This window comes from Paraburkholderia sp. SIMBA_054 (assembly GCF_046534875.1).
GTDB classification, from domain to species: Bacteria; Pseudomonadota; Gammaproteobacteria; order Burkholderiales; family Burkholderiaceae; genus Paraburkholderia; species Paraburkholderia hospita.
This window is the reverse complement of record NZ_JAWRXV010001894.1, coordinates 1-229: the sequence shown is the minus strand read 5'-3', so window position 1 is coordinate 229 and position 229 is coordinate 1. Positions and strand designations below refer to the sequence as shown.

1 protein-coding gene is annotated in these 229 nt (G+C 67.7%); it reads left to right on the top strand.

The genetic code is table 11. From position 1 onward, the window contains the following. Positions 1–36: 36 nt before the first annotated feature. Positions 37–229: DEAD/DEAH box helicase (locus SB822_RS61625; protein ID WP_410859738.1), on the top strand; the 193-nt coding region annotated here is incomplete at its 3' end.

Sequence of the window (229 nt, the reverse complement as noted above, 5' to 3'; positions counted from 1 at the left end):
GCCGCCGGGCACCTCCGGCCGCCTTACGAAGATGGAATGATGAGCGATAAGCCGCTGACAGATTTGACTTTTTCCTCGTTCGACCTGCACCCGGCGCTGCTCGCCGGACTGGAAGGCGCAGGGTTCACCCGATGCACTCCGATCCAGGCCCTGACCCTGCCGGTGGCCCTGGCCGGGCGCGATGTCGCCGGCCAGGCGCAGACCGGTACCGGCAAGACGCTGGCCTTCC